Source organism: Micromonospora sp. WMMA1976, from assembly GCF_027497335.1.
Classification (GTDB): domain Bacteria; phylum Actinomycetota; class Actinomycetes; order Mycobacteriales; family Micromonosporaceae; genus Micromonospora; species Micromonospora aurantiaca.
The window spans coordinates 2843426-2863152 of record NZ_CP114912.1; the positions used below are offsets into that span (position 1 = coordinate 2843426).

The 19727-nt window shown below is 72.5% G+C and carries 21 protein-coding genes; 16 read left to right on the forward strand and 5 right to left on the reverse strand.

The window, feature by feature from the left end:
• Positions 1-228: 228 nt before the first annotated feature.
• Together O7546_RS13145 and O7546_RS13150 are read right to left on the reverse strand one after the other, a co-directional pair.
• The gene (locus O7546_RS13145; RefSeq protein WP_269696876.1) at positions 229-912 is read right to left on the reverse strand and encodes a response regulator transcription factor; all 684 of its coding nucleotides are present in this window, start codon (positions 910-912) and stop codon (positions 229-231) included.
• Positions 913-1513: 601 nt separating this feature from the next.
• Complete coding sequence (locus tag O7546_RS13150) at positions 1514-2416, reverse strand: PD-(D/E)XK nuclease family protein (RefSeq protein WP_194801788.1); 903 nt, start codon at positions 2414-2416, stop codon at positions 1514-1516.
• 211 nt (positions 2417-2627) lie between these two features.
• Here O7546_RS13150 and O7546_RS13155 point away from each other — a divergent pair, with 211 nt between their 5' ends.
• The 3 genes from O7546_RS13155 (at position 2628) to O7546_RS13165 (ending at position 5375) form a co-directional block, all read left to right on the forward strand.
• Positions 2628-3686, forward strand: a complete 1059-nt coding sequence (locus O7546_RS13155; RefSeq protein ID WP_269698092.1) for a M50 family metallopeptidase — start codon at positions 2628-2630, stop codon at positions 3684-3686.
• Positions 3683-4627, forward strand: coding sequence for a tRNA (adenine-N1)-methyltransferase (locus O7546_RS13160; RefSeq protein ID WP_194801588.1), 945 nt, complete (start codon positions 3683-3685; stop codon positions 4625-4627). The genes O7546_RS13155 and O7546_RS13160 overlap by 4 nt, the downstream gene beginning before the upstream one ends.
• A gap of 175 nt (positions 4628-4802) precedes the next feature.
• Entirely contained in the window at positions 4803-5375 is a 573-nt protein-coding gene (locus tag O7546_RS13165; protein WP_013476950.1) for a hypothetical protein, read from the forward strand.
• Positions 5376-5433: 58 nt separating this feature from the next.
• Here the strand turns inward: O7546_RS13165 and O7546_RS13170 are convergent, their stop codons facing one another.
• The gene (locus O7546_RS13170; protein WP_043324386.1) at positions 5434-5727 is read right to left on the reverse strand and encodes a ferredoxin; all 294 of its coding nucleotides are present in this window, start codon (positions 5725-5727) and stop codon (positions 5434-5436) included.
• A gap of 177 nt (positions 5728-5904) precedes the next feature.
• On the opposite strand from O7546_RS13170, the gene arc reads away from it, so the two are divergent.
• From arc to O7546_RS13210, 8 genes are all read left to right on the forward strand, one after another.
• Positions 5905-7686, forward strand: coding sequence for a proteasome ATPase (gene arc, locus O7546_RS13175; protein WP_018784497.1), 1782 nt, complete (start codon positions 5905-5907; stop codon positions 7684-7686).
• 167 nt (positions 7687-7853) lie between these two features.
• A complete protein-coding gene (gene dop, locus O7546_RS13180; RefSeq protein WP_348651252.1) occupies positions 7854-9371 on the forward strand; it encodes a depupylase/deamidase Dop in 1518 nt (505 codons plus the stop codon).
• A gap of 107 nt (positions 9372-9478) precedes the next feature.
• Positions 9479-9685, forward strand: coding sequence for a ubiquitin-like protein Pup (locus O7546_RS13185; RefSeq protein ID WP_030504127.1), 207 nt, complete (start codon positions 9479-9481; stop codon positions 9683-9685).
• A 22-nt stretch (positions 9686-9707) separates the two neighbouring features.
• Entirely contained in the window at positions 9708-10205 is a 498-nt protein-coding gene (locus tag O7546_RS13190; protein WP_194801587.1) for an endonuclease VII domain-containing protein, read from the forward strand.
• On the forward strand, positions 10124-10963 hold the full coding sequence (gene prcB / locus O7546_RS13195) for a proteasome subunit beta (RefSeq protein WP_181726645.1): 840 nt from the start codon (positions 10124-10126) through the stop codon (positions 10961-10963). Before O7546_RS13190 ends, prcB begins: the two co-directional genes overlap by 82 nt.
• Positions 10964-11018: 55 nt before the next feature.
• Positions 11019-11852 (forward strand): proteasome subunit alpha, encoded by an 834-nt coding sequence (prcA, locus tag O7546_RS13200; RefSeq protein ID WP_194801586.1) that lies wholly within the window; start codon positions 11019-11021, stop codon positions 11850-11852.
• A 148-nt stretch (positions 11853-12000) separates the two neighbouring features.
• Entirely contained in the window at positions 12001-13359 is a 1359-nt protein-coding gene (pafA, locus tag O7546_RS13205; RefSeq protein WP_013286109.1) for a Pup--protein ligase, read from the forward strand.
• Positions 13360-13418: 59 nt separating this feature from the next.
• Positions 13419-13637 carry a hypothetical protein gene (locus O7546_RS13210; protein ID WP_194801585.1) on the forward strand — a complete coding sequence of 73 codons (219 nt, stop codon included), beginning with the start codon at positions 13419-13421 and terminating at the stop codon, positions 13635-13637.
• A gap of 65 nt (positions 13638-13702) precedes the next feature.
• On the opposite strand, the gene O7546_RS13215 is transcribed toward O7546_RS13210, so the two are convergent.
• Together O7546_RS13215 and O7546_RS13220 are read right to left on the reverse strand one after the other, a co-directional pair.
• Positions 13703-14788 (reverse strand): DUF3866 family protein, encoded by a 1086-nt coding sequence (locus O7546_RS13215; protein ID WP_281600975.1) that lies wholly within the window; start codon positions 14786-14788, stop codon positions 13703-13705.
• 44 nt (positions 14789-14832) lie between these two features.
• Positions 14833-15825, reverse strand: a complete 993-nt coding sequence (locus O7546_RS13220; RefSeq protein ID WP_194801583.1) for a cation diffusion facilitator family transporter — start codon at positions 15823-15825, stop codon at positions 14833-14835.
• A gap of 104 nt (positions 15826-15929) precedes the next feature.
• Between O7546_RS13220 and O7546_RS13225 the strand changes: the two genes are divergently transcribed.
• The 5 genes from O7546_RS13225 (at position 15930) to tatC (ending at position 19710) form a co-directional block, all read left to right on the forward strand.
• A complete protein-coding gene (locus tag O7546_RS13225; protein WP_013286115.1) occupies positions 15930-16928 on the forward strand; it encodes a WYL domain-containing protein in 999 nt (332 codons plus the stop codon).
• Positions 16925-17932: a YafY family protein gene (locus O7546_RS13230; protein WP_194801582.1), complete on the forward strand. Its 1008-nt coding sequence runs from the start codon at positions 16925-16927 to the stop codon at positions 17930-17932. Before O7546_RS13225 ends, O7546_RS13230 begins: the two co-directional genes overlap by 4 nt.
• 10 nt (positions 17933-17942) lie before the next feature.
• Complete coding sequence (locus tag O7546_RS13235; RefSeq protein ID WP_194801581.1) at positions 17943-18191, forward strand: hypothetical protein; 249 nt, start codon at positions 17943-17945, stop codon at positions 18189-18191.
• A gap of 217 nt (positions 18192-18408) precedes the next feature.
• A complete protein-coding gene (gene tatA, locus O7546_RS13240) occupies positions 18409-18735 on the forward strand; it encodes a Sec-independent protein translocase subunit TatA (RefSeq protein ID WP_194801580.1) in 327 nt (108 codons plus the stop codon).
• Between the two features lie 21 nt (positions 18736-18756).
• Positions 18757-19710, forward strand: coding sequence for a twin-arginine translocase subunit TatC (tatC, locus tag O7546_RS13245; protein ID WP_194801579.1), 954 nt, complete (start codon positions 18757-18759; stop codon positions 19708-19710).
• Positions 19711-19727 lie beyond the last annotated feature (17 nt).

The window sequence follows — 19727 nt, forward strand, 5'->3', positions numbered from 1 at the left end:
CCGCACCGCCCCCGCTGGCCGGTGCGGCGGAATCCATCCTCGAGGTCGCGAGCCCGAAAGCCCTCCGACCTGGGGTGGAATCCGTGCCGATCTTCCGGTGAGGGTCGACCCCCATCCGGGCTCAGGGTGACCCCTGACCGGCAGGCGACGCCGACGTTAGGGCCTCACCTGGCGTGATGGTCAACACATCAGCCCCGCCGCTGGTCACGGTAGGTGACCCGCGCCACCTCAGCCGCCGGGACGGACCAGTCCCGTCTCGTACGCGAGCACGACCGCCTGCACCCGGTCGCGCAACCGTAGCTTCGTCAGCACGTGCCCGACATGGGTTTTCACGGTGGTCTCGCTGACCGACAGCACCCGGGCGATCTCCGCGTTGGACAGTCCGCGCGCCATGTGGGTGAGCACCTCGCGCTCCCGGTCGGTCAGCGGCGCCAGCGCCCGCGCCGGCGCGGCGGCCGGGTCCGGCAGCACCTGGGCGAAGCGGTCCAGCAGCCGCCGCAGGATGCGCGGGGACATCACCGCGCCCCCGGCGGCCACAGTGCGGATCGCCGCGACGAGGTCCTCGGCCGGCACGTCCTTGGTGAGGAAGCCGCTCGCCCCGGCGCGCAGCGACCCGACGACGTGTTCGTCCTGCTCGAACGTGGTGAGCACGAGCACCCGCACCGGCAGCCGGGCCGACACGATCGCCCGGGTCGCGGCCACCCCGTCCAGGCGCGGCATCCGGACGTCCATCAGTACCACGTCGGGCAGCAGCCGCCGGGACAGGTCCACCGCCTCCGCGCCGTCGCCGGCCTCACCCACCACGTCGAGGTCGTCCTCCGCGCCGAGCACCATCCGGAATCCGGTACGCAGCAGCGGCTGGTCGTCGGCGAGCAGAACCCGCACCGGCCGGGACACGGCGCCCTCGGTCATGCGTCCCCCTCGTCGTCCGGGGCGGGTGGTCCGGCCGGGACCCGGGCACCGGCACGCGCCCGCGATCCGTCCGGCGTGGAACCGGGCCGCCGCGAACCACCGTAGAGGGCGACGGCCGCCCGGCCGCCGATCAGGCCGCCCGATCCCGCGGGTTGGCCGGGCTCTGCGCGCCCGGCGAACACGGGATCGCGGGGCACCACGGTGACCCGGCGCCGCATTCGTCCGAGGGTGACCGGCATCCGATTCGCCCCGCGGTGACCTGCCACGGGACTCGCCCGGCTCGGGGAGCGCGGCGCGCCGGCTCGGCGAACCCGTCCCGGCCGGTGGTGCACGCCCCACACGCTCGATCGACTCCATTTCGCCGAGGTGGCTGCATCCCACCCCCGTCGACCCCGCCACCTCCCCGAGGTGGCGCGTCTACCCCGCCACCTCGGCGAAGTGGCCGCATGCGCCCAGGTGGCGGGAAGCGGGCGGTCAGGCGGGGGTTGGTTTCCCAGCGGGATCGCGGGCGGCTTGCGTGCTGGCCCTGCACGGGAGCGCCTGCCGATCCGGTGCCGCCCGGCCCGGCGTCAGCCCGGGCATCCTCCGGCGGGAACGGAGGTCACTCGTCGGCGCCGGGTGGCGCCGGGCGGGAGCGGGCGTCCACGAGCGGGTCGGGTGCGGCGGCAGCCACCGGGAACGGCGGCGGCGTCCCGCCGTAGCTCGGGCACAGCGCCTGGTGGTTGCACCAGTCGCACAGGCGGCTCGGCCGGGGACGGAAGTCCTGCCGGTCGGTGGCCTGCTCGATCGCCCGCCACAGCGCCACCACGGTGCGCTCGAAGCGCACCAGCTCGTCGGCGTCCGGCGCGTAGTCGCAGACCTCGGCGTCCTTGAGGTAGAGCAGGCGCAGCACCCGCGGCACCACGCCCCGGGTGCGCCACAGCACCAGGGCGTAGAACTTGAGCTGGAACAGCGCCCGCGCCTCGAACGCCTCGCGCGGAGCCCCGCCGGTCTTGTAGTCGACCACCCGCAGGGCGCCGTCCGGCGCGACGTCGAGCCGGTCGAGGTAGCCACGGATGAGCAGTTCGTCGTCCACCACCGCGGAGATCAGCGCCTCGCGCTCGGCCGGCTCCAGCCGGCGCGGGTCCTCCACCGCGAAGTAGCCGTCGAGCAGCGCCGTCGCCGACCGGAGGAACTCCTGCGGCCCGACGGCGTCGCCGTCGGCGAACAGCGTGGCCAGCTCCGGCTCTTCGGTGAGCAGCCGGTCCCACTGCGGGGCGACCAGGTCACCGGCCGACTCCGGGGTGCGCGCCGCGGCCGGCAGGTCGAACAGCCGCTCCAGCACGGCGTGCACGAGCGTGCCCCGGGCCTGCTCGACGGTCGGCCGCTCGGGCAGCCGGTCGATGCTGCGGAACCGGTAGAGCAGCGGGCAGGTCTTGAAGTCGGCCGCCCGCGACGGCGACAACGAGGCCCGCACCGTGACCGGCGCCGCTGCCGCCGTCTGGTCGCCGGGACTGTCGATCATCGGTTCCGCCGTCATGCCCGGAAGGTTAGGGCACGCGTGTGACAGGGCCCCCGTCGCCGCACCGAAGCATGATCGGAACCGCGCGACCGCGGCGGCTCGCTCCCCGCGCTCACGTAGCATCGGGCCGGTGCAGCAGCGGAGCCGAGGACCCCGCCGGCCGGGCCTCAGCCTCGGACGGGTGCTCGGGGTGCCGCTGCGCGTCGACGCCTCGATGCTGCTGCTCACGGTCGTGGTCACCGTGCTGTACGCGGCGCTGGCCCGCCGTCAGCTCGACCTCGGCCCGCTCGGCGGCTACCTCGTCGGCCTCGGGTTCGTGATCTCGCTGCTCGGCTCCGTGCTGCTGCACGAACTGGGCCACGCGCTGACCGCCCGCCGGTACGGCATCGGTGTGCGGGGGATCACGCTGGAACTGCTCGGCGGGTACACCGAGATGGACCGCGACGCCCCCAGCCCCCGGGTCGAGCTGCTGATCTCCCTGGCCGGGCCGGCCGTCTCCGCGGTGCTCGGCGCCGGCGCGGTCGCCGCCACCCTCGCCCTGCCCGCCGGCACGCTCGGCCACCAGCTCGCCTTCCAGCTCGCGGTCAGCAACGTCGTGGTGGCGATCTTCAACAGCCTGCCCGGGCTGCCGCTGGACGGCGGCCGGGCGCTGCGCGCCGCCGTGTGGGCGCTCACCCGCGACCGGCACCGCGGCACCGAGGTGGCCGGCTGGGTGGGCCGGGCCGTCGCGCTGGGCACGCTGGCGCTGGTCGTGGTGCTCACCATGCGCCGGGCGCTGGCCCCGCTGGCCCTGCCGCTGCTGCTGCTCGTCGCGCTGACGCTGTGGCGCGGCGCCGGCCAGTCGATCCGGCTGGCCCGCATCGGCCGCCGGCTGCACCTGATCGACCTGGCCCGGCTGGCCCGCCCGGTGCTGCCGGTGCCCGCCGGTACCCCGCTGGCCGAGGCGCAGCGCCGCCGCGACGAGGCGGGCACCCCCGACGCGGCGCTCGGCGTGGCCGACTCGGCCGGCCGTACCGTCGCCCTGGTCGACCCGGCGCGCGCCGCCCGCGTACCCGCGGAACGGAGGCCGTGGGTCGCGGTGGACGAGGTGGCCCGCGACCTGGCCGCCGTGCCGGCCCTGCCGCTCGGGGCCGACGGCGAGCGGGTGCTGGAGACGGTGCGCACCCACCCGGGCGCGCAGTACGTCGTGACGGCAGGCGAAGATGTGGTCGGCGTGCTGCACATCGCGGATCTCGCCCAGCTCCTGGAACCCGAACGGAAGACGAACACGTGACCGCAGAGATCTCCACCGTCCCGGCGTTGCCCCCGGTCCATCGCGGGCCGTTCCGGCCGGGCGACCGGGTCCAGCTGACCGACCCGAAGGGCCGGATGCACACCGTGACGCTGGAGCCCGGCAAGGAGTTCCACACCCACCGCGGGATCCTCAAGCACGACACCCTGATCGGCCTGCCCGACGGCAGCGTGGTCACCACCGCCGGCGGCGGCACGGCGTTCCTGGCGCTGCGGCCGCTGCTGTCGGACTACGTGCTGTCCATGCCGCGCGGCGCCCAGGTGATCTACCCGAAGGACTCGGCACAGATCGTCGCGATGGGCGACATCTTCCCCGGCGCCAAGGTGCTGGAGGCCGGCGCCGGATCCGGCGCGCTGTCCTGCTCGCTGCTGCGGGCCGTCGGCACCGAGGGCGAGCTGCACTCGTTCGAGGTACGCGACGACTTCGCCCAGATCGCCCGCCGCAACGTCGAGGCGTTCTTCAACGGCCCGCACCCGGCCTGGAACCTGCACGTCGGCGACGTCGCCGACTGCGCCGAGACCGGATTCGACCGGATCATCCTGGACATGCTCACCCCGTGGGAGATGCTCGACATGGTCGAGCGGGCGCTCGTGCCCGGCGGCGTGCTGATCGGCTACGTGGCCACCACCCCGCAGCTGTCCGAGCTGGTCGAGGCGCTGCGCGAGCGCGGCGGCTGGACCGAGCCGCGCGCCTGGGAGTCACTCGTGCGCGACTGGCACGCCGAGGGGCTCGCGGTCCGCCCGGACCACCGGATGATCGCCCATACCGCGTTCCTGGTGTCCGCCCGCAAGCTCGCCCCCGGGGTCACCGCGCCGCCTCGCCGCCGCAAGCCCAGCAAGGGCGCCGAGGCGTACGCGCAGCGCCGCGACGCCCTGCGCGCCGCCGCCGCGGCCCGCGCGGCGGAGGAGCCGCAGGAGTCCTGACCCCCGCCGCGCGGGCGCGCGCGCACGGGCGGATCATGTGTGCCGGTGGGGACGACACCTGAGCGGGTGGAGACGGTGGCATGAGCGAGCGGATCGGGGCGCGCGTCGGGCGGCGTGCCCGTGCCGGTGACCGGGACCGGTGGCAGTACGGCGGCGCGGCCGGGCGGGAGGCGGCGTGAGCAACCCCGGCTACGGCAACGGCGACCTGCCGGCCGTCTTCCCGGACTGGTCGCCCTACACGGATCTGGAGTCGGCCGCGCGGGCGTACCTGCGCGACCCGGACATCGCGCTGGAGGCGCTCGACGGCGTGCTGCGCGGCGCCTCCGTGCTCGGCTTCACGCTGGAACGCTTCGTCAACGAGGTGAACGGGGTGTGGCAGGAGGTCGTCGTCTGCGACGGCAGCCGGCTGGTGCTCTGGCACGGCGAGGACGTGCCGCCGGGGGAGGGGCCGCCCGGCGCGATGACCTCGTCGCTGCGGGTGGTGCCGTTGTCCACCGTCACCGAGGTCGGCTGCCGGCGGCGGCTCATGCGCGCCGACAACGGCACCGTACGGGTCGACAGCATCGACGTTTACCTGCTGCTCAGCTCGCTGGACGAGGCGCCGCCCAGCGACGAGGCGATCGGCGCGCCCCGGCACGACGCGCTGCGCTTCGGCAAGACCCTCGACGACGGCGGGGCCGGGCAGATCGCCCGGCTGGAGGAGTTCGCCCGGCTGGTCGCCTCGGTGGTCGGCCGGCCCCTGCTCTGAGGCGGACGCACGACGGGCCGGGGACGTGTCGTCCCCGGCCCGTCGTCTCCGTCCACGGTCAGTCGTCGGCCTCCGGGCCGGCCACCTCCACGCCGTCACTGCCGCGCACCACGTGGATGCACTCGCCCGGGCACTCCTTCGCCGAGTCGATCACCTCGAGGCGCAGGTGCTCCGGCACGTCCACCCGGGCGCCCGGGGCCTGCCGCAGCTCGCCGTCCGGGCCCTTGACGTACGCCAGGCCGTCGACGTCGAACTCGAAGACCTCCGGCGCGTACTGCACGCAGAGCCCGTCACCGGTGCAGAGGTCCTGATCCACCCAGACCTGCAACTGGTCGGTCGCGACGTCGGTCACGAAGCACCCCCCATGTTCTCCCGTCCCACACTCCGACGGTACCCGAACGCCCGTACCCGCCCCGCGACCAGCCCTTCGCGATCAAGCTTCGGTGACGAGCGCGTTGCTGTGGACCGAATCGGGCTCATAGCGGCTAGTGTTAGGTCAGAACGTTCAAGCCCCCCGGGGAGGTGGGACGTGGCACGCAGCGACGACGCGGACTCGCGCGCCGCACGGTGGGAAAAGGAAGCCCACGATCTCTCCACGCAGGTCGCGTTCCTGCAAGAGGAACTCGCTCTGGTGCGGCGCAAGTTGACCGAAAGCCCCCGACACGTCCGGCAGCTCGAAGAGCGGCTGGCGGCCACCCAGGCACAGTTGGCGCGGCTGACCGAGAACAACGAACGGCTCGTGAGCACCCTCAAGGAGGCTCGCGCGCAGATCGTGACGCTCAAGGAGGAGATCGACCGTCTCGCCCAGCCGCCGAGTGGCTACGGCGTGTTCCTGGCCAAGCACGACGACGGCACGGTGGACGTGTTCACCGGCGGGCGCAAGCTCCGGGTGGCCGTCTCGCCGTCGCTCGAGGTCGACGAGCTGCGCCGTGGCCAGGAGGTCCTGCTCAACGACGCGCTCAACATCGTCGACGCGTTCGGCTACGAGCGGGTCGGCGAGGTGGTGATGCTCAAGGAGATCCTGGCGGGCCCCGAGGGCGCTCCGGGTGACCGGGCGCTCGTGGTCTCGCACTCCGACGAGGAGCGCATCGTGCACCTCGCCGAGACCCTGATCGGCAGTGCGATCCGGGCCGGCGACTCGCTCATGATCGAGCCTCGCTCGGCGTACGCGTACGAGCGGATCCCGAAGAGCGAGGTCGAGGAACTGGTCCTGGAGGAGGTGCCCGACGTCAACTACGAGGACATCGGCGGTCTCCAGGCGCAGATCGAGCAGATCCGCGACGCGGTGGAACTGCCCTTCCTGCACTCCGACCTGTTCCGTGAGCACCAGCTCCGGCCGCCGAAGGGCATCCTGCTCTACGGCCCGCCCGGCTGCGGCAAGACGCTCATCGCCAAGGCGGTGGCGAACTCGCTGGCCAAGAAGATCGCCGAGCGTGAGGGCAAGGAGCGGCACACCAGCTTCTTCCTCAACATCAAGGGCCCCGAGCTGCTCAACAAGTACGTCGGCGAGACCGAGCGGCACATCCGGCTGATCTTCCAGCGGGCGCGGGAGAAGGCCGGCGAGGGCACTCCGGTGATCGTGTTCTTCGACGAGATGGACTCCGTGTTCCGCACCCGCGGCTCCGGCGTCTCCTCCGACGTGGAGAACACCATCGTCCCGCAGCTGCTCAGCGAGATCGACGGCGTCGAGGGCCTGGAGAACGTCATCGTCATCGGCGCCTCCAACCGGGAAGACATGATCGACCCGGCGATCCTGCGCCCCGGCCGGCTCGACGTGAAGATCAAGATCGAGCGGCCGGACGCCGAGGCGGCGAAGGACATCTTCTCCAAGTACATCCTCGCCGGCCTGCCGCTGCACGCCGACGACCTGGCCGAACACGGCGGCGACGCCCAGGCCACCGTCGCGGCGATGATCGACGCGGTGGTCCTGCGGATGTACTCCGAGACCGAGGAGAACCGCTTCCTCGAGGTCACCTACGCCAACGGCGACAAGGAAGTCCTCTACTTCAAGGACTTCAACTCCGGCGCGATGATCCAGAACATCGTCGACCGGGGCAAGAAGATGGCCATCAAGGAGTTCCTCACCTCCGGACGCAAGGGTCTGCGGCTGCAGCACCTGCTCGACGCATGCGTCGACGAGTTCCGCGAGAACGAGGACCTGCCCAACACCACAAACCCCGACGACTGGGCGCGCATCTCCGGCAAGAAGGGCGAGCGGATCGTCTACATCCGCACGCTCGTCTCCGGCGGCAAGGGCGCCGAGGCCGGACGGTCCATCGAGACCGCCAGCAACACCGGCCAGTACCTGTAGTCCGACCCCCTCGACGAAGGCCCGTGGCGTACGCGCCACGGGCCTTCGCGCGCATCCGGGCAAGCCGCCACACCGGACCCGGCGCTGCCGCCACGCCCCCTGCACGCGTGACGGCGACTACGCTCGACGTGACGGGGACCGGGACGGCGAGCGGAGCGGGCAGGTCGATGAGCGTTAGACGGATCATGGGCACCGAGGTCGAGTACGGCATCTCCGTGCCCGGTCAGGCCGGAGCCAACCCGATGGTCACCTCCTCCCAGGTGGTGAACGCCTACGGGGCGCGGCCGGAACTCAACCGGGGCGGCCGGGCCCGCTGGGACTACGAGGAGGAGTCGCCACTGCGCGACGCCCGCGGGTTCACCTACTCCGGCGCCGCGTACGACCCGGCCGAGGCGCTCGCCGACGAGGACCTCGGACTCGCAAACGTCATACTCACCAACGGCGCCCGTCTCTACGTCGACCACGCGCACCCGGAGTACTCCACGCCCGAGGTGACGAACCCCCTCGACGTGGTGCGGTGGGACAAGGCGGGGGAGCGGGTGATGGCCGAGGCGGCCCGCCGCGCCGCGACCATCCCGGGCACCCACCCGATCCACCTGTACAAGAACAACACCGACAACAAGGGCGCCAGCTATGGCGCGCACGAGAACTATCTGATGCGCCGGCAGACGCCGTTCGCCGACATCGTGGCGTACCTGACGCCGTTCTTCGTCACCCGGCAGATCGTCTGCGGCGCCGGGCGGGTCGGCATCGGCCAGGACGGCGGCCAGGCCGGTTTCCAGATCTCCCAGCGGGCCGACTTCTTCGAGGTCGAGGTGGGGTTGGAGACGACGCTCAAGCGGCCCATCATCAACACCCGGGACGAGCCGCACGCCGACGCCGACAAGTACCGCCGGCTGCACGTCATCATCGGCGACGCCAACCTCTCCGAGATCTCCACGTTCCTCAAGGTCGGCACCACCTCGCTGATCCTCGCCATGATCGAGGAGAAGGCGCTCGGCGCGGACCTGGGCATCGCCGACCCGGTGGCCGAGCTGCGCGCGGTCAGCCACGATCCGTCGCTCAAGCACCTGATGCGGATGCGCGACGGCCGCAAGCTGACCGCGCTGGACGTGCAGTGGGCGTACCTGGAGCGGGTGACCTCCTTCGTGGACGACCGCTACGGCAAGGACGTGGACGCGCAGACCGCCGACGTGTTGCGCCGCTGGGAGAGCGTGCTGGACCGGCTCGGCCGGGACGCCTTCGAGTGCGCCGACGAACTGGACTGGGTGGCCAAGCTGCGGCTGCTGGAGGGTTACCGGGAGCGGGAGAAGCTCGCCTGGGGCTCGCACAAGCTGCAACTGGTCGACCTGCAGTACTCCGACGTGCGGCCGGAGAAGGGCCTCTACCACCGGCTGGTGCAGCGCGGCTCGATGAAGACGCTGCTCACCGACGAGCAGACGCGTACCGCGATGACCGAGCCGCCGGAGGACACCCGGGCCTACTTCCGGGGCCGCTGCCTGGACCGGTACGCCTCCGAGGTGGTCGCCGCGAGCTGGGACTCGGTCATCTTCGACGTGGGCCGGGAGTCGCTGGTCCGGGTGCCGATGATGGAGCCCGAGCGGGGCACCCGCGCGCACGTCGGTGAGCTGTTCGACCGCTGCGAGAGCGCCAAGGATCTGCTGGAGACGCTCACCGGCGGGTGACCCCGATGCCGGAAGGCCCGCCGGGTGCCGGAAACGGGCACGCGACGGGCCTTTCGTCGCTCCCGCGAGGTAAGTTGATCGCAGGCGATCGTGGAGGAGGCACCACCATGGCGACGCAAGAGGGTGGGCAGACCCAGTCCGGCAAGTCCCGCGAGGAGGTCGACGAGGTCACCGCTGAGGCCAACCCCGAGGTGGCCGAGCGGCACGCCGAGATCACCGAGGACGTGGACGACCTGCTCGACGAGATCGACTCCGTCCTGGAGGAGAACGCAGAGGAATTTGTGAGGGGCTACGTACAAAAAGGGGGCCAGTAGGGCATAGCCGATCAAATCGGACATGCCCAGGGCTCTCGGCGACCGGGACGGCTACCGCCGTTGCCGGGACTGTGGCGAGTGGAAGCCGCTTGAGGAGTTCTGCGCCAACAGTCGTCGCCCTGACGGTCGGGGCAGCTACTGCAAGCCGTGCCACAACGAGAAGGGCAAGGAGACGAGGCTACGCCTGTACGGCGGTAGCCGCGAGTACCACCTGCGCCGTCGCTACGGGGTCGGGGAGAAGGAGTTCCAGGAGCTCCTGGCCGAGCAGGGCGGCGTGTGCGCGATCTGCCGGCGCCCCGATCCGGAACATCTGGACCACGATCATCGCACCGGATGGGTGCGCGGGATACTCTGCTTCAACTGCAACGGTGGTCTTGGCCAGTTCAAGGACAACGCCGACGTCCTGGCCAGGGCGATCACGTACCTGAGAGGAACCACGTGGCAGCGGGTTTTGATCCATCCGGGCGTCTTCCAGATGTGTTCACCAACGCGGGGACGTCCTCCTTCACAGCGTTCCTGAGCAAGGTGGCCCCCGAGATGCTGCCCGGCCGTCGGCCGCTGCCGCCCGGCATGGCCGCCGACATGGCGCCGCACGCGACCACCATCGTGGCCATCTCGGCCGCCGGTGGTGTGGTCATGGCCGGCGACCGGCGCGCCACGATGGGCAACCTGATCGCCCAGCGCGACATCGAGAAGGTGCATCCGGCCGACGCGTACTCGCTCGTCGGCATCGCGGGCACGGCCGGCATCGGCATCGAGCTGATGCGACTGTTCCAGGTGGAGCTGGAGCACTACGAGAAGATCGAGGGCGCGATGCTCTCGCTCGACGGCAAGGCCAACCGGCTGGCGTCGATGATCCGGGGCAACCTGGGCGCGGCCATGCAGGGCCTCGCCGTGATCCCGTTGTTCGCCGGCTTCGACCTGGCCGCGAGCGACCCGGCGCGGGCCGGGCGGATCTTCAGCTTCGACGTGACCGGCGGCCCGTACGAGGAGACCGGTTACGACGCGATCGGCTCCGGATCGCTGTTCGCCAAGTCCGCGCTCAAGAAGCGGTTCCGGGCCGGTCTGTCGGTCGAGGACGCGACGCGGCTGGCGGTCGAGGCGCTCTACGACGCGGCGGACGACGACACCGCCACCGGCGGCCCCGACCTGACCCGGCGGATCTACCCGGTCGTGATGACCGCTACCGCCGAGGGCACCCACCGGCTCACCGACGCCGAGACGGCGGCGATCGCGGAGAGCGTGGTGTCCGGCCGGATGGAGAATCCCGGCGGCTGATGCCGCTCCGCACCGTCCACCGAGTCAGCAGTCCCGCAGAAGGAGAACCGCCGCCGTGGCCATGCAGTTCTACGCCTCGCCCGAGCAGATCATGCGCGACCGCTCCGAGCTGGCCCGCAAGGGCATCGCCCGGGGCCGCAGCGCGGTGGTCCTGAGCTACGCGGGCGGGGTGCTCTTCGTCGCCGAGAACCTGTCCAGCACGCTGCACAAGGTCAGCGAGATCTACGACCGGATCGGCTTCGCCGCTGTCGGCCGGTACAACGAGTTCGAGAACCTGCGTCGCGCGGGCGTGCGGATGGCCGACCTCAACGGGCTCAGCTACGACCGCCGGGACGTGACCGGCCTGGCGCTGGCGAACGCGTACGCGCAGACGCTGGGCGCGATCTTCACCGAGCAGTCGAAGCCGTTCGAGGTGGAGATCTGCGTGGCCGAGGTGGGCGCCACCGCCGAGGACGACTCCCTCTACCGGGTGACCTACGACGGCTCGGTGAACGACGAGCCGGGCCGGATGGCGATGGGTGGCCAGGCCGAGGCGATCAGCGGGGTGCTGAAGAACGAGCACCGGCCGGAGATGTCGCTGTCGGAGGCGGTCCGCGCCGCGATGAAGGCGCTGAGCAGCGTCGGCGGCGAGGGCGGTGCGGCCCGCACGATCGCCGCGAACCAGCTGGAGGTGGCGGTCCTGGACCGGCGCCGGGTCGGGCGTACGTTCCGGCGGGTGACCGGCGCCGCGCTGACCGCGCTGCTGGAGGGCGACGCCGAGGCCGACACCGCGCCGGCACCGGGCCGGGCGAAGACGCCGGCCGTGCCGACGGAGGAGGCGAAGAAGCCGACCACGTCGGCGGGTTCGGCCGATCTGGAGGGCAACGCGCAGGACAAGCCCGGCGAGTGAGATCCGCGCTCGCGGACCCCGCCACCTCGCCGAGGTGGCGGGGTCTTTCGTGTACGGAGCCCGCCACCTCCACGATCCGGTGGGGGAGATCGCAAGCGGCGAGCGTCGGCGCTGCCCATCGGAGGCTCCGGGCGGCTAGTGTCTCATCATGGAGCGGCGAATCTTCGGCCTCGAAACCGAGTACGGCGTCACCTGCACCTATCGCGGGCAACGCCGACTGTCCCCCGACGAGGTCGCGCGGTACCTGTTCCGGCGGGTGGTGTCGTGGGGCCGGTCGAGCAACGTGTTCCTCCGCAACGGCGCCCGCCTCTATCTGGACGTGGGCTCGCACCCGGAGTACGCGACTCCGGAGTGCGACTCGGTGACCGACCTGGTGGCCCACGACCGGGCCGGTGAGCGGATCCTGGAAGGGCTGCTCGTCGACGCGGAGAAGCGGCTGCACGACGAGGGCATCGCGGGCGAGATCTACCTGTTCAAGAACAACACCGACTCGGCCGGCAACTCGTACGGCTGCCACGAGAACTACCTGGTGTCCCGGCACGGCGAGTTCGGCCGGCTGGCCGACGTGCTCATTCCTTTCCTGGTCACCCGGCAGTTGATCTGCGGCGCGGGCAAGGTGCTGCAGACGCCGCGCGGCGCGGTCTACTGCCTGTCCCAGCGGGCCGAGCACATCTGGGAGGGCGTCTCCTCGGCGACCACCCGCAGCCGGCCGATCATCAACACCCGGGACGAGCCGCACGCGGACGCCGAGCGCTACCGCCGGCTGCACGTGATCGTCGGTGACTCGAACATGAACGAGGTCACCACGCTGCTGAAGGTCGGCACCGCCGACATCGTGCTGCGAATGATCGAGGCCGGCGTGGTGATGCGCGACCTGACGCTGGAGAACCCGATCCGGGCCATCCGCGAGGTGTCGCACGACATCACCGGCCGCCGCAAGGTGCGGCTCGCCTCCGGCAAGGAGGTCTCGGCGCTGGAGATCCAGCAGGAATACCTGGCCAAGGCGACGGAGTTCGTGGAGCGCCGGGGTGGCGACCAGACCGCGAAGCGGGTGGTCGACCTGTGGGGGCGGGTGCTGCGCGCGGTCGAGACCGGCGACCTGGACCCGGTGGCCCGGGAGATCGACTGGGTCACCAAGCTGAAGCTGATCGAGCGCTACCAGCGCAAGCACGACCTGCCGCTGTCGCACCCGCGGGTGGCGCAGATGGACCTGGCCTACCACGACCTGCGGCGCGGGCGTGGCCTGTACGGGCTGCTGGAGCGCCGCCGCGAGGTGGACCGGGTGGCGACCGACCCGGAGATCTTCGAGGCGAAGGAGACGCCACCGCAGACGACCCGGGCACGGCTGCGCGGCGAGTTCATCCGGCACGCGCAGGAGAAGCGGCGCGACTTCACCGTGGACTGGGTGCACCTGAAGCTGAACGACCAGGCGCAGCGCACGGTGCTGTGCAAGGACCCGTTCCGGGCCTACGACGAGCGGGTGGAACGGCTGATCGCCAGCATGTGATCGTGCGGGCGGCCGGTGCCCGGCACCGGCCGCTCGTCCACGGGTACGCTGGCGTCGCGATGAACACTTCCGAATCCGCCGGTGGGCCCGGCCGCGAGACGTCCTCGGGCCGTGACGGCACCGAGAAGCTCAACTGGATCGACCGCCGCCGGGAGAAGATCCGCGCCGAGATCGAACGCAACAGGCGCGGCGACTACACGGTGCCGACGTGGGTACTGGCGGTGGCGCTGGCGCTGATCGTGGGCGCCTGGCTCGGGCTGATCATCTTCCTCGGCTGAGCGCCGCGCCGGTCGGCCCGGTCCCGCGACGCCGGCCACCGCGGTCCGGCGGCGGGCCGCGCCGGTCAGGTCAGCAGGCCCGCCGCGTACCGGCCGGCGGCGGCCGCGGCCAGGAAGTAGGCGTGGTCGGCGTCCAGGCCCCGGCCCATCGTGGACAGGCCGACCGGGCTGTTCCGCAGCGCCGCGTCCAGGCCGTCTGTGGGCACGGTGACGATCCGGTGCCGGTCGGCCAGCGGCCTCAGCGCCGCGGTGATCTCCGCGGCCAGGCCGGGGTCGAGACCGTCCGGCACGACCAGCTCCGCGGGGGCCAGCGCGACCCGGCCGTACGCGGTCAGGCTGTGGTGGGAGACGCCACGGTGCCGGGGCCGGGCGTCGGCGTCGGAGATGCGCAGCGAGCCGACCGGGCGTCCGCCCAGCGTGGCGATCGCGTTCACCGCCTCGCCGACGGCGACGCCGGAGAAGCCCCACCGGGTGCCGGTGCCGAGGTTGCCCGGCCCCTGGGCGACGATCGTCAGGTCGGCGTCGAGCACGTGCCGGGCGGCGAGCAGGCCGCTGTGCAGCGTGCTCGCCTCCAGGTCGCCGCCGAACGCCTGGCCCACGCTCACCGTGCCCACGAGGTGCCCGGCCAGCCCGGCCAGGGTGCGGGAGAACCAGGCCGGCAGCGCCCCGCCGTCGGTCAGCACGTACGCGACCCGGGCGTCGGGCGCGTCGGCGCGTACCCCGGCCAGGATCGCCGGCAGCGCGGAGTGCAGGTCGGCGATGACCACCGGCATGCCGTCGACGGTGTCGGCGGCGGCGAGCCGGTCGTGGTGCGGTGACGCTTCCTCGTCCACGCCGAGCAGGATCGGTTGCAGTGGCGTGTAGCGGGCCTTGACCAGATGCCCGGCGTCGCGGCTGTCGCCGGCCTGCGGCGGGTCCGGGGGCAGCCGGTCGGGCAGCGCGACGACCAGCGCGTAGCCGCCGGTGCCCAGGCCCATCAGCAGCGCGCCGGCGTTGAGCAGCACCCGGTCACCGGGTTCCGGCTCGCCGACCAGGGCCGGGTAGGCCAGGGCGCGCATCCTGGTGCCGTCGGGCAGGTCGACGTCGAGTTCGACGGCGCCGGTCCACCGTCGCCGTACCGTCGTGACCGTGCCGGACCGCCATCGCACCATGCGGTGCACGGTATCGGCCGCCACCGGGACGGGCGCCGGGCGGGTCAGGCGTCCGGGTCGTCGACCGGGCGGCCCGCCTCGTCCTGGGTGGTGCGGGCGGGCCGGCCGGCGGAGCGGGACCGGGTGGGGTCGAGGAAGACGTACGCGATCTCCGGGAAGTGCCCGAGGAGCCGGCGTTCGGCCTCGTCGGCGGCGGCCTCGATGTCGGCGCCGGTGGCGTCGTCGCGGAAGTCGACCTTGGCGGCGACGAGGATGTCGTCCGGGCCGAGGAACATGGTCATCAGCGTGTCGACCCGGTCCACCGTCGGCACGTCCGCCAGCTCCCGTTCGATGCGCCGGTGCAGCCGGTCCGACACCGAGCGGCCCACAAGCAGCGAGATGTTGCTGCGGGCCAGGACGGCGGCGACCACCAGCAGCAGCACGCCGATGAGGATCGAGGCGATGCCGTCGTACAGTTCGTCGCCGGTCAGGTGCGACAGGGTGAGCCCGCCGGCGGCGATCAGCAGGCCGATCAGCGCGGCGCTGTCCTCCAGGAAGACGGCCTTGACGGTGGTGTCGGCGGTCAGGCGCAGGTAGCGGCGCGGGGTGGTGCCCCAGCGGCGGGACTCGCCGCGCACCTGCCGGACCGCCCGGGCCAGCGACACCGACTCGATCGCGAAGGAGACCGCCAGCACCACGTACGCGACGAGGTATTCGCCGCTGTGCTCGTGCACCAGGATGGTGGTGACGCCGTGCGTGATGGCGAAGCCCGCCCCGGCGACGAAGGTGAACAGCGCGGCGAGGAACGCCCAGATGTAGCTCTCCTTGCCGTACCCGAAGGGGTGCCGGGTGTCGGCAGGCCGCGCGCCGCGGCGCAGCGCCAGGTAGAGCAGCACCTCGGTGGTGGTGTCGGCGAGCGAGTGGGCGGCCTCGGAGAGCATCGCCGCGGAGCCCGAGATCAGGCCCGCGACCAGCTTCGCGACGGCGATGGCGAGGTTCGCCGCGCCGGCCACCACGACGGTGCCCACGCTCTCGGTCTTGACCTCCGGTTCCGCCATGCGATCACCCTATGACCGGTCGATGCCCGCCGCCGTGTGGGAAGACCCCCGCGCCGCGCCGCGCGGGTGCCCGCGCGCCACGCGCGGGCTGCTAGCGTTTGGGCGTGTCCCGGACCCGTACCGAACGCCTGGTCAACCTGGTGATCTGCCTGCTGTCGACGCGACGCTTCCTGACCGCCGCGCAGATCGCCGCGACCGTGCCCGGCTACGAGCACGACCCGGACGACGCCAAGGACCACGAGGCGTTCCAGCGCAAGTTCGAGCGTGACAAGGCCGAGCTGCGTGAGCTGGGCGTGCCGCTGGAGACCGGCACGGCGAGCGTCTTCGACGCCGAGCCGGGTTACCGGATCGCGCCGCGCGCGTACGCGTTGCCCGACATCCCGCTCGAACCGGACGAGGCCGCCGCGGTGGGCATCGCCGCGCGGCTGTGGCAGCACGCCGGCCTGGCCGCTGCCGCGTCGTCCGGGCTGGCGAAGCTGCGCGCCGCCGGCATCGACGTCGACCCGCAGGCCACCCTGGGCCTGGAGCCGATGGTGACTGTCGACCCGGCGTTCGCGCCGCTCACCGCCGCCGCGCGGGACCGCCGCGAGGTGAGCTTCGACTACCGCGTGCCGGACCGGGACGCGCCCACCCGGCGCCGGGTGCAGCCGTGGGGCGTGGTGTGCTGGCGCGGCCGGTGGTACGTCGTCGGCCACGACCTGGACCGCGCGGCGACCCGCTGTTTCCGGCTGTCCCGGGTGGTGGGCACGGTGCGGGCGACAGGTGAGCCGGGCGCCTACGAGCCGCCCGCCGGTGTCGACCTGATCAGCCACGTGGCCCGCTGGTCCGGGCCGGTGGAGCGCACCGGCCGGGCCACCGTGCTGGCCACGCCGGGCCGGGCCGCCGGGCTGCGCCGCTGGGCGGTGGAGTGCCAGGCCGGTCCGGACGGCGACCGGCTGGTGCTGCCGTACGCCGACGCCGACTACCTGGCCGGCCAGATCGTCGGGTACGGCCCGGACGTGCGCGTGCTGGAGCCACCGGAGGTACGGGAGGCGGTCATCCAGCGGCTCAAGGAGGTCGCCGCCCGCCACGACGAGCTGGCAGTGACCGGGGGTGCCCGGTGACCCGCCCGGCGGCCCGCGCGGGCCGTGCCTCCGCCGACCGGCTGGCCCGGCTGCTCAACCTGGTGCCCTACCTGCTGGCCCGCCCCGGCATCGAGATCGCCGAGGCGGCGCACGACCTCGGGGTGACCGAGAAGCAGCTCCGGGAGGACCTGGAACTGCTCTGGGTGTGCGGGCTGCCCGGCTACGGCCCCGGCGACCTGATCGACATGGCGTTCGACGGCGACCGGGTGACCATCACCTACGACGCGGGCATCGACCGTCCGCTGCGCCTCACCCCGGACGAGGCCCTGGCCCTGGTGGTGGCGTTGCGGATGATCGCCGAGACGCCGGGCGTGGCGAACCGGGAGGCGGTCGAGCGGGCGCTCGCCAAGATCGAGAACGCCGCCGGTGACCTGGCCGGAGCGCCGGTCGAGGTCCGTCTGCCCGGTGACAGCGCCCGGGTACGCGAGCTGCGCGCCGCCGTCGAGCGCGGTCGGGCGCTGCGGATCACCTACTACACGGCGGCGCGGGACGAGACCACCGAACGCACGATCGACCCGCTGCGGATGCTGATGGTCGGCGGCCGGGCGTACGTGGAGGCGTGGTGCCGCCGCGCCGAGGCGGTGCGGCTGTTCCGGGCCGACCGGATCGACGCGGTGACCGAGCTGCCGGAGCAGGCGGTCGTGCCGCCGCAGGCCCGCCCGCACGATCTGAGCGACGGGGTGTTCCGCCCGTCGGCCGACCTGCCGCTGATCACGCTGCGGATCGGCCGGGGCGAGCGGTGGATCACCGAATACTATCCGTGCGAGCGGGTCGAGGCCGACGGCGAGCAGTGGCTGGTGTCGCTGCGCGTCACCGACCTCGGGTGGGCCCGGCGGTTCGTGCTCGGGCTCGGCCCGGAGGTGACCGTGGTGGCGCCGGCCGAGCTGGCCGAGCAGGTACGCGCCCAGGCCGTGGCCGCGCTCGACGCGTACGCCACCCCGGCCGGCAGCGCCGACCCGGCGGCCGCCGGCGTCACCCGATAGGCTGACCGCCGTGGTGAAGTGGATCGTGCTCGGGGTCGTGGTGTTCGCGCTGGTCGTACTGGCCCTGGCGATCCGTCCGGTGGTGAGCCGCCTGCCCGGGCTGCGCCGTTCCGCGCTGGCGTTGCAGCGCCGGGCGGGCGAGGCGGAGTCGCTGCGGTCGGCCGCCGAGCAGTTGCAGGCGCGGGCCGAGTCGCTCCAGGAGCGGGCGGCGCTCGCGCAGGAGCGGATCACGTTGATCAAGGCCAAGCGGGGCGACTGATCGACGGCTGTCGGCCCGGTGAGCGTCGTCTGCGCGTTCCCGGGTGGTTACGCGCAGGAATGCGCGGACCTGGACGGTTGACGGGACACTTCGGGTTGGTCGAAACTTCACCGATCGGGCCCGCACCGGCAGGCCCGCGGGGGTGGCAAGCCGCTGCGACACACGTACGATGGGCGACGACCCACCCCTCACCGACACAGAGCGACTGGAGCTTCCCATGGGTGCCCTCAAGCCGTGGCACATCGCCGTACTCGTGGTCGTGCTGATCCTGCTGTTCGGCGCGAAGCGGCTCCCCGACGCGGCCCGCTCGCTGGGCCGCTCGCTGCGGATCATCAAGGCTGAGACCAAGAGCCTGCACGACGACGACCGCGATCTCGCCGAGAAGGCCGACGCGCAGGCCGGCTACCAGCCGCTTCAGCCGCAGCAGCCCGTGCAGGGGCAGCCGTACGCCCAGCAGCAGTACACGCAGCAGCCGTACGCGCCGCAGCCGCAGCAGCCCGTGGCCCCGCCGGCCGACCCGGTGCAGCGCGTCCGCGAGAACTGATCCGAGAGGGCCTCAAACACCGTGGCCTTCGGGTTGAAGAAGCGCGGCCCGAGCAACTTCGCGCGGGCCGCCGACGGCTCGATGACGCTCATCGAGCACATCCGTGAGCTGCGTAACCGGCTGTTCCGGGCGTCGCTGGCGATCCTGGTCGGCTTCGGCTTCGGCATCTGGCTGGCCGAGCCGGTCCGGGTGTTGCTGTCGAAGCCCTACTGCGACCTGCCGCAGTCGTTCGACCCGGCGACCGGCAAGTGCAAGTTCGTGCAGCTCGGCGTCGCCGACGTCTTCCTGCTGAACCTCAAGATCGGCCTCTGGGTGGGCCTGATCATCGCCGCGCCGATCTGGCTCTACCAGCTCTGGGCGTTCATCGCGCCCGGCCTGCACCGGCACGAGCGGCGGTACGCGTACGTCTTCACCGCCCTGGCGGCCCCGCTGTTCGCGGCCGGCGCGGTGCTGGCGTTCTTCGTCACCACCAAGGGGCTCGAGTTCCTGCTCGACGTCTCCGGCGACGACATCGCGACCAACCTCGAGGTGACCCGCTACATATCGTTCGTCACGAACCTGATCCTGCTGTTCGGGGTGGCGTTCGAGTTCCCGCTGATCGTGCTGATGCTCAACTTCGTCGGCCTGGCCAGCGCGAAGCGGCTGCTGAGCTGGTGGCGGGTGGCGGTGTTCGTGTTCTTCGCGTTCGCCGCGGTGGTCACGCCGACACCCGACCCGTTCGGCATGACCGCGCTGGCGATATGCCTCTGTGCGCTCTACTTCGCCGCGGTGGGGGTGGCGTTCCTCAACGACAGGCGGCGCGGCCGTGGCCGTGAGGCCTACGCCGGCATCGCCGACGACGAGGTGTCACCGCTGGACCTGTCGGACGAGCCGGTGCCCACCGGTGGCCGGATCGAGGCGTCCGAGCCGATCGGCGCACCCGAGCCGATCGTCGCCCCCAAGCCGATCGAGCGCCGCTACGACGACATGACCTGACCGGCCTCGCTCACCGC